6 protein-coding genes and 2 pseudogenes are annotated in these 7517 nt (G+C 63.4%); 1 reads left to right on the plus strand and 7 read right to left on the minus strand.

Annotation, left to right across the window (positions count from 1 at the left end):
• Positions 1–51: 51 nt before the first annotated feature.
• The 7 genes and pseudogenes from ACLQI9_RS07705 to ACLQI9_RS07735 form a co-directional block, all read right to left on the minus strand.
• Positions 52–2658 (minus strand): MMPL family transporter, encoded by a 2607-nt coding sequence (locus ACLQI9_RS07705; RefSeq protein ID WP_442378102.1) that lies wholly within the window; start codon positions 2656–2658, stop codon positions 52–54.
• Positions 2659–2673: 15 nt separating this feature from the next.
• The gene (locus tag ACLQI9_RS07710; protein WP_442378103.1) at positions 2674–3165 is read right to left on the minus strand and encodes an acyl-CoA thioesterase; all 492 of its coding nucleotides are present in this window, start codon (positions 3163–3165) and stop codon (positions 2674–2676) included.
• Positions 3166–3486: 321 nt separating this feature from the next.
• Positions 3487–4698 carry an SDR family oxidoreductase gene (locus ACLQI9_RS07715; RefSeq protein ID WP_442378104.1) on the minus strand — a complete coding sequence of 404 codons (1212 nt, stop codon included), beginning with the start codon at positions 4696–4698 and terminating at the stop codon, positions 3487–3489.
• Positions 4699–4700: 2 nt separating this feature from the next.
• The gene (locus tag ACLQI9_RS07720; RefSeq protein WP_442378105.1) at positions 4701–5369 is read right to left on the minus strand and encodes a hypothetical protein; all 669 of its coding nucleotides are present in this window, start codon (positions 5367–5369) and stop codon (positions 4701–4703) included.
• Positions 5366–6121, minus strand: a complete 756-nt coding sequence (locus ACLQI9_RS07725; RefSeq protein WP_442378106.1) for a long-chain fatty aldehyde decarbonylase — start codon at positions 6119–6121, stop codon at positions 5366–5368. The genes ACLQI9_RS07720 and ACLQI9_RS07725 overlap by 4 nt, the downstream gene beginning before the upstream one ends.
• 324 nt (positions 6122–6445) lie before the next feature.
• The gene (locus ACLQI9_RS07730; protein WP_442378107.1) at positions 6446–6649 is read right to left on the minus strand and encodes a hypothetical protein; all 204 of its coding nucleotides are present in this window, start codon (positions 6647–6649) and stop codon (positions 6446–6448) included.
• Positions 6650–6666: 17 nt separating this feature from the next.
• Positions 6667–6951, minus strand: a pseudogene (locus tag ACLQI9_RS07735) (ATP-binding protein); the annotation flags it as partial.
• Between the two features lie 109 nt (positions 6952–7060).
• On the opposite strand from ACLQI9_RS07735, the pseudogene ACLQI9_RS07740 reads away from it, so the two are divergent.
• Positions 7061–7231 (plus strand): annotated as a pseudogene (locus ACLQI9_RS07740) (helix-turn-helix domain-containing protein); the annotation flags it as partial.
• Positions 7232–7517: the final 286 nt, after the last annotated feature.

The following is a 7517-nucleotide window of genomic DNA, read 5'->3' on the forward strand; positions in this document are numbered from 1 at the left end:
GGTCAGCCGTCGCTTCGGAATTGCGGTCAGCCCAGGTATCTCCGCCTGGTATCAGGTGGCGAACGGACCTCGGCCAGGACTCCAAACCGGACGACGCTGGCTTCCGGAGCAGCCAGTTATGGCTTGGAGGCCTACTGTGTTGCTGATCTCACCCACATGCGTCATCCCGCTACTCATCTTTGGCGCGTGGCTAATCTGGCTCGTCTTCTGTGCGTATGTCGCGACCAAGCACCCGAAGCATGCTTCGGACATACTCCATGCAGCGGGCCGCTCATTTCCCTTCCGCCGACTTCGTCGAGCGGCACAACATTGCCCGCCTCGGGTTTCGGCGTCTCCATCGCGCCCAGCGCGGTCATCGCGTCGGTGTGGTCGTCTCTGCAAATCGGCTAGCCCCCGTATCGCCTCACCGGAGTGGTGGCTTCCGGGGCGCGCAAGTTCGGGCAACTCCCCGGATTCGGAGATACCGAAGCGCCGATGCAGGCGCGCCAGAGATCCAGGCGCCCACCAGTTCAGCGGGCCCAGTATCCGCATGAATGCCGGCATCAGCAGCATCCGAACCAGCGTGGCGTCCATCAGGACCGCCAACGACACTCCAGCACCGCACATGCACATGATTGACACCTTCGCGGCCATCAGCGAGGCGAATGTGACCGCCATCAGCACCGCCGCGGCCGTCACCACCCGGCCAGTGCGGGCCAGGCCTAATGCGACGCTTTCGGCATTGTCAGCGTGGGTCTTTCCTGATGCCATCCAAAGCTCCCGGATCCTCGAAATCAAGAACACCTCGTAGTCCATCGAGAGCCCGAAAGCAAGGCAGAACAACAGCACAGGTACGCTTGCCATCAGCGTGCCGGTGGCCGTCGTGCCGAAGCCACCGAGGTGCCCTTGCTGGAAGATCCATACCAGCGCACCAAATGTGGCGGTCAACGACAACATGTTGAGTAACAATGCCTTTAGCGGTAGCACAACGCTGCCGGTCAGCACGAACAGCAGCACGAAGGTGATCGCCGCGATGACCGACAACACCAGCGGCAGCCGTGCGGAAACCGCCTTCGCGCTGTCGCGGTTGATCTGCGCGCAGCCTGTCATCTGGACCTCTGCGCCACCGGGAGTTGCGACGGCGTGCAGCCGATTCAGTTGAGTCTCCGATGCCCGCGAGTACAGCGGCGCGAGGGAGTTAACTGTCAAGAATGCGCTGCCGGCTTTTGATCCGGCCGGGGCCGAGGGCGGGCCGACCAAGGCGCCGTGGGCGTACGTGCCGGCGGGTGACGAGACCGAGGACACATCCGGCACACTTGATAACCCGGCGGCATACAAGCCGAGTTCGGTTGGTGTCACCTCGGCCATATCGGGAATGACGACGATCACATCAGTCAAAGAATTGACCGCGAAATCGGAACGCAGCGCCTCACCGACTTCGCGTGCGGACGCCGAGCCGGGCAGCACTCGCTCATCGAAGTAACCCCACTTGACGCCAAGGAACGGTGCGCCCAGTAGCAGCAACACTGCGACGATCGCCAGGCCGCCTGAAATTGGGCGCCGCATAGCGGCTTTCGTCCAGCCATACCAGAATGTCTGCCGGATCGCCCGTCGCACCGGCTGGGGGCGGCCCAGCATACCGCGGATCCCAGCGCGCAGATCCAAGGCGTCGAGCCGGTCACCGAGGAGAGCGATCATCGCCGGTGTTAACGTCACCGAGGCAATCGCTGCCAAAGCGACCACGGCGACACCCGCGTACGCGAACGACTTCAGCAAGTACATGGGGAACAACGCCATCGCGATCATCGACAGCGCGACCGTAGTCGCCGAGAACAGCACGGTCCGGCCCGCGGTTGCCATAGTGCGAATCAATGCCTCGTCGCGTCCTGCGCCGTCGGCCAACTCGTCGCGGAACCGGCTGACGATCAGCAGCGTGTAGTCGATGGCTAGCGCGAGTCCCATCGCCAGGATCAGGTTCAACGCAAAAACCGAGACGTCGGTGACGAACGTAATTGCCCGCATCACCGCCATCGAGCCCAGGATCGCGAACACGCCAACCGCCAAGGGCAGCGCCGCCGCTAAGAGTCCGCCGAAAACCCCAACCAGCACAACAAAACTCAACGGGAAGGCGATGGCCTCCATCACGAGCAAGTCTATTTTCGTTTGTTCGATGGTTTGGACGTAGGTGGTCACCTCACCACCTGCCTTGACCGTGACGCCGTTGAAGCGGGGCAGCCGACCGAGCAGATCCGTCGCGTGCTGTTGCGCGCCGGTCTCACCACCGGTGATGCCGGCCACGATCAATCCGGTCTTGCCGTCCTTGCTGACTAGCGCTTGGCCCGCGCCCGGCGGTGCTGTCCACGCGGACTTCACGTCGGTCACGTACGGCAAGCTCTTCAACAGCGAAACCAGCTTGTCACCGGCGGCACGGGCCGCCTCGCTGTGCGCACCGGCATCAGAGGTCACAGCAAGGACCAGCTGCATGTCGCCGATGTCGAACTTGTCGGCCAGCAGCTGCGACGCGCGCCAGGACTGCGACGTCGGATCCCGAAAACCACCGGTGGACAGGCTCGTGGTAACCGGAATGCCGAAGATAGCCGCGCCGACCATGATCAGCAGTGCGACGGCGATGATTCGCCGCGGGGCGGCGATGGCCGATATGGCGATTTTCTGTAGCACGACAGCGCCTTCCGTTTAGGCAGGGAGAGCTTCAGCGGGCTCTTCGATCAACAGGCCGGGTGTGTGGTGGACCGGCTCGTGGCTCATCTCCATCACCGCTCGGGGGTGCGGCTCCACGACGGACGCGTTGACAACGGCGGCAGGACCCATGAGTTCGGATTTGACCCGAAGATGATCGGGCTTGGTAGGCGCCTGCAAGTCATGACCGAGGGCCATTCGGACCACGTCCTCAGGCGCCACCTGCCCGGACGGCGAGCAGAAGATCGTCTTCACATACCCGGTCGCGACGATCCTGTTGGGGCACTGACGCGTACGGAACGTCTGCCGCATGTAGAACCAGGGGTGGTTCCACGAAAGCACCTGCGCTCCGATCTCGAACTTCTCAAGCGGTTTGAGCGGCCGATAGAAGTCGACCTGCGCCATCGCCACCGTGCCGCTCCATCGGCGCCGAAGCGCTGCGGACATCATGCCCATGCGGGCGAGGCAGTCGAGCCGAGCGAAGTCCATCGACGCAGCTTAGGAACGGCCGGCTGGCCATGACACGCGTAGTCCACTACCCGTTTTGAGCGGAGGGTGACAAGGAATCGCTGGCGCTGGCCATGACTGCCAGACGAGTTTGCCTTTCTCGAAGCGGGCGCCAGCACGGACCAGGGCGACGAGGTGAGGGGCGTTGCGCGGCGCGATCACGCCGTCGTCAACCCACAGATCCTGCGGGAGAACCGAAAAACTCTTCCGATCTTCCGCTCTTCCTGTGAATCACTTCTCGCTCGGATGGATGTCGGACCGTGCCGCGGAACCGGTCCATTCCCCTGTGTCGCGGTACTGGTACTAGTCGTGCGGCTCGACTTCCCGGCCTGATCCGGCTGGCACCGGAACCGCGATCGGACGAACGCCGTCACGCAGCGGCGCGTGAGCGCTCATGAACGCCTGCGCGGAAGCGTTTCTCGCGAGAAACCAGTCGAGACACGATGCCATCGAGGACCGGGTCGCGTCGGGATAGTGCAGTGTCCCGTGGCGCAGCAGGTCGAGAGCCCCTGTCTCGAACTGCCAGTCATGTGTCGAGATCTCGATGTTGGCCTCGCCAAACTCCACCAGCAGACGCTGTGGCTCGTCGAGCGATGTGCGGTCGAGGTCCGACAACTGGTCGTAATAGTAGACCTCGGCCGGTCGACCACATGCCTCCATCCACAGGTGCCAGCACTCGCGCGCCGTGGGGACGGCAGCCCTGCGCGAGACGAGGTGAACGATCGCGCCAGCCGGCAGACTCTTGAACGCCGCGTAGAAACCCGCCTGAACGGCATCTTGGTGCACGACGTTGAGAGGCACCTCAGGCGCGACGACGTGGATCACGTTTCGGTATCGGTCACAGAGGAAGCGGCAGAGGCCGGTCCAGAGCTGGTAAGCCCCGTAAGGCTTTCCCGAGTAATACCCGTCGGTGCTCCGGCCAACCACGACCGAGGGCCGGTGGATCTGGAACGGGACACCACTCGACGCCACGATCGACTCGGTGCGACGTTTGGACTTGGTGTACTCGTTCGGATCGGATGGCGGATCTCCGTGGAGAGCCTCGGGGATCGGCTCGTTCTGATACCCCGAGCAGAACGCCGTTGATAGGTAGACGAACATACCAACGCCAAGCGTTCGCGCCAGCTCGAGCATGAGCGTCGTGAGCTCTTCGTTCCCCTCGCGCAGCTTGGCTTCATTGAAGTAACTGAGGCAACCGGCGACGTGGACCACCGACACGAGCTCGTACTCGTTGAGCGCTTGCAACAGGTGTGGCACGAGCTGGGTTGCAAAGCTGCCGGTGGGTGGTAGGGGCAAGAATACGAGGCGATCGAGCATGCGAGCACGAACGTCCGCATCTCTCGTCGGTAGCTCGTCCGCGATCAGCGAGCGCAGCTTCGCATGGTCGTGATTCGCTCGGACCGGTGCGAGGATCGTCGTCGTCTGTGGCTCTCGCTCGAGCAGCGTCGCCGCGATCAAGCGCCCGATGTAGCCGCTGGCGCCGGTGACCATGATGGATGGTTTCCGGGGGCGCATCGTCAGATCCCCATGAGCGCGCCAGCGAGATGTGACATGACCTTGCGGCGGTCCATGCCGAACTTCCCGCAGGTAGGCACGAGATCGGCCACGAAGTCGCCGATGATGTCCGCGAATCGCAAACCGAAGCGCGAACCGAATACCTCGTCTACCCCTTCTCCAACGGAGTCGAGCTTGTGGAGCACGTCATCTGAAGCCTCGGCGAACATCGAGAACGGCTGCTGTCCTCGGCCGCTGCATGCGAACGCGAACAACGGTGGAGCGAGCGCGACGGTCGCAGCGCTCGCCGCTTGCAGCACTGCGGCCATCGACCTCGAGCGTTCCGACAGCGTGTCGAGTCCCGCGAGGTTGGAGTACACGACCTGACGGACGCGCTCGAGCACCAGCCCCTGGATCACCAGGATCTCGCCTTCGTGGCGAGCCTCGCTCGCACTTGCCACCAGCGCCTTCATCGAAGCACCAAGCACGCTTCCGTCGAGGAGACGATCATCCCCCGAGACCCGGATGAGCAACGCGCCTACTCCGTCCTTTGGTACCGCAAGCTGGGGCGTGTGTTCTCGATACTGGGCAAACGCTTGAACCTCGAACGTCCGCATGATTGCCCAGAGGAGAAGCTCGTCGCCATCGAGCTCATCGTGCTGGGCCGCGGCAGCTGCGGGGGGATGACTCACTTCGTCTTCTCCCCACGGCGATACTTTCGAACGAGAGGAATGAACAAACTCATCACGCTCTTCATGGCACGCCGCTCCTCGATGCCGACGCGTTCGAGGAGGCCCGTGTATTCGTCGGTCATCGCGCCGGCACAGTCGGCGCCCGAGACCCCGACGCATGCGAGGTAGTCCGTGATGTTCATCAGGGTTCCGCCGACGCAGTCCACTCCCTGCGTATTGACACGTTCGACGAGCGCGACAAAGTCGGCGTCGCGATCGAAGAAGCGCAACCGCAAGTAACGTGTCACCCAGTCCACGTGGTAGCGCTCTTCGTCGAGTACGCGCGCGAACAACTCATGCATGTTCCACCGACGACCAACCTCGACGAATGGTGCATAGGTCGAGATCGCAAGGCACTCGACGATGAACCCTTGTAGCACCGCGAGCGCATCGAAGTCTCCGGCGCGATGGTGGTCGTCCACCTGCGCGATCAAGTAACCGAGCTCCTTATTGGCGAAAGCGCGGTCCGGATGAAAACCATTGGCCGCGCTCGCCGCGGCGAACCATGTACCGTGCTTGCCCTCCATGCTGGCAAACTTGCGCAGTAGCGACGCGTCGTCAGGTCTGAGGTCGGCCATGAGAGCATACGTGCGCGAGGCGACCTTCTCGCCAAACACCGCCAGCCCCATCAACCGATCCATCGACAGCTGCTCGTCGACGTGCCGCGTACCCACACGCTCGGGATTCGGAACAGGTTGCACGATAGCCTCCAAGGACGTCTCTTCCTGTAAATCAGACACGGCGTAACGTCGAACGACACGAGTAGTCGGCTACTCGAATTCGACTGAGTCCGCTTGGGTCAGATCGGCCCCGCTAAAGCCGCGCCGATCTCATCAATTCATCCGATGCATCGCTTGGCGCGGTCTTGGTGCACTTGGTTGCTGGTGGTGTGTTGGGCGCGGTCATAGTCGTTGCCCCTTGGTCGGCCGTCCGCGCTTGACCTCTAACGCCTCGCGCGCAGCGTGGGTGAGAGCCAACGCCAGGTTGGCGGCGCCAATTCTCCTCTCGCGCAGCCCGTTCCACGTCGATGTACCGCATCAGTCTTCCCTTTCGCGCGGTCGCTCGGCGACGGGGACGCGCTGCCGCGCCTCGCGTTCAAGTACGGCGTCGAGCGGTTCGGGCATCAGTTCGTCCAGCCGGGCACGCACGGCGGCCGTGATGCGGGCCTGCCCGAACGCCTCGGTCTCCACTGCGTCGTAGTACTGGACCGGCCGATAGCGGTGGTCGGGCTTACTGATCACCGGCAGGTCGTTGTCGCTCCGAAGTAATCCCCCTCGCTCAACTCGGCCTCGCCGGTCGCCAGCCCCATCCGGACAGGCAACCCCAACGCCCGCTGGGCAGCCACCGCCGCATCGACCGCACCCGTGGGGGAGGCGAACACTGCACACACGCCGTCGCCGGTGTGCTTGAACAACCAGCCCCCGTGCCCCTCGATCGCCCCGCGCAACACCTCGTCGTGTGCGGCCAGAGCCGCCCGCATCGCATCGGCGTCCGCCTCCCACCGACGGGTCGAACCCTCCACATCGGTGAACAGAAACGTCACCACGCCTGAAGGAGCAGCCGCCGGAGGAGCCGACACACCCGCAGAATGTCACAACAGAGACGGTCTTACCTTGAACATCGTCCGAATCCGGCAGAGACATCCACGTCTCAGGCACGTCGGCCGACCCAAGGCGCTCGATCAGTCGAAGGCGGCGTTGGCGCGGCGGATGCATGCAAGCGGCGAGCCAGTCACCACCATCGCGGGCACGCTCGGCGTTAGCAGGGCAACTGTGTATCGCGTGCTGGCCAAGGAGACAGACAGCAGGGATACGCCCACTTAACGCGCGATACGTGCCGCTGATGGCGGCCTGATTAAACCGCGTCTTCGCCGTCTTGCGCCCTATGCTGGTGAACTGGGAAACCGGGGGCCGGAAGCGGCGGAGGGTCGGATGACCGCAGCGACCGCGTGCTGCGCGTAGCCGGTAGGCAAAATGTAAGACAACCGGGAGATGTGAAATCAGCGCCGGTTGACGCCGGACCGGTTTAGCGTTGAGCCGCGGTGAACAGAGGAGCTGGCGATGACCGCTACCGAAGACAAACTCAATGCATTTCTTGGCAAGGCGATCG

It is taken from the genome of Mycobacterium sp. (genome assembly GCF_052143115.1).
GTDB lineage: Bacteria > Actinomycetota > Actinomycetes > Mycobacteriales > Mycobacteriaceae > Mycobacterium.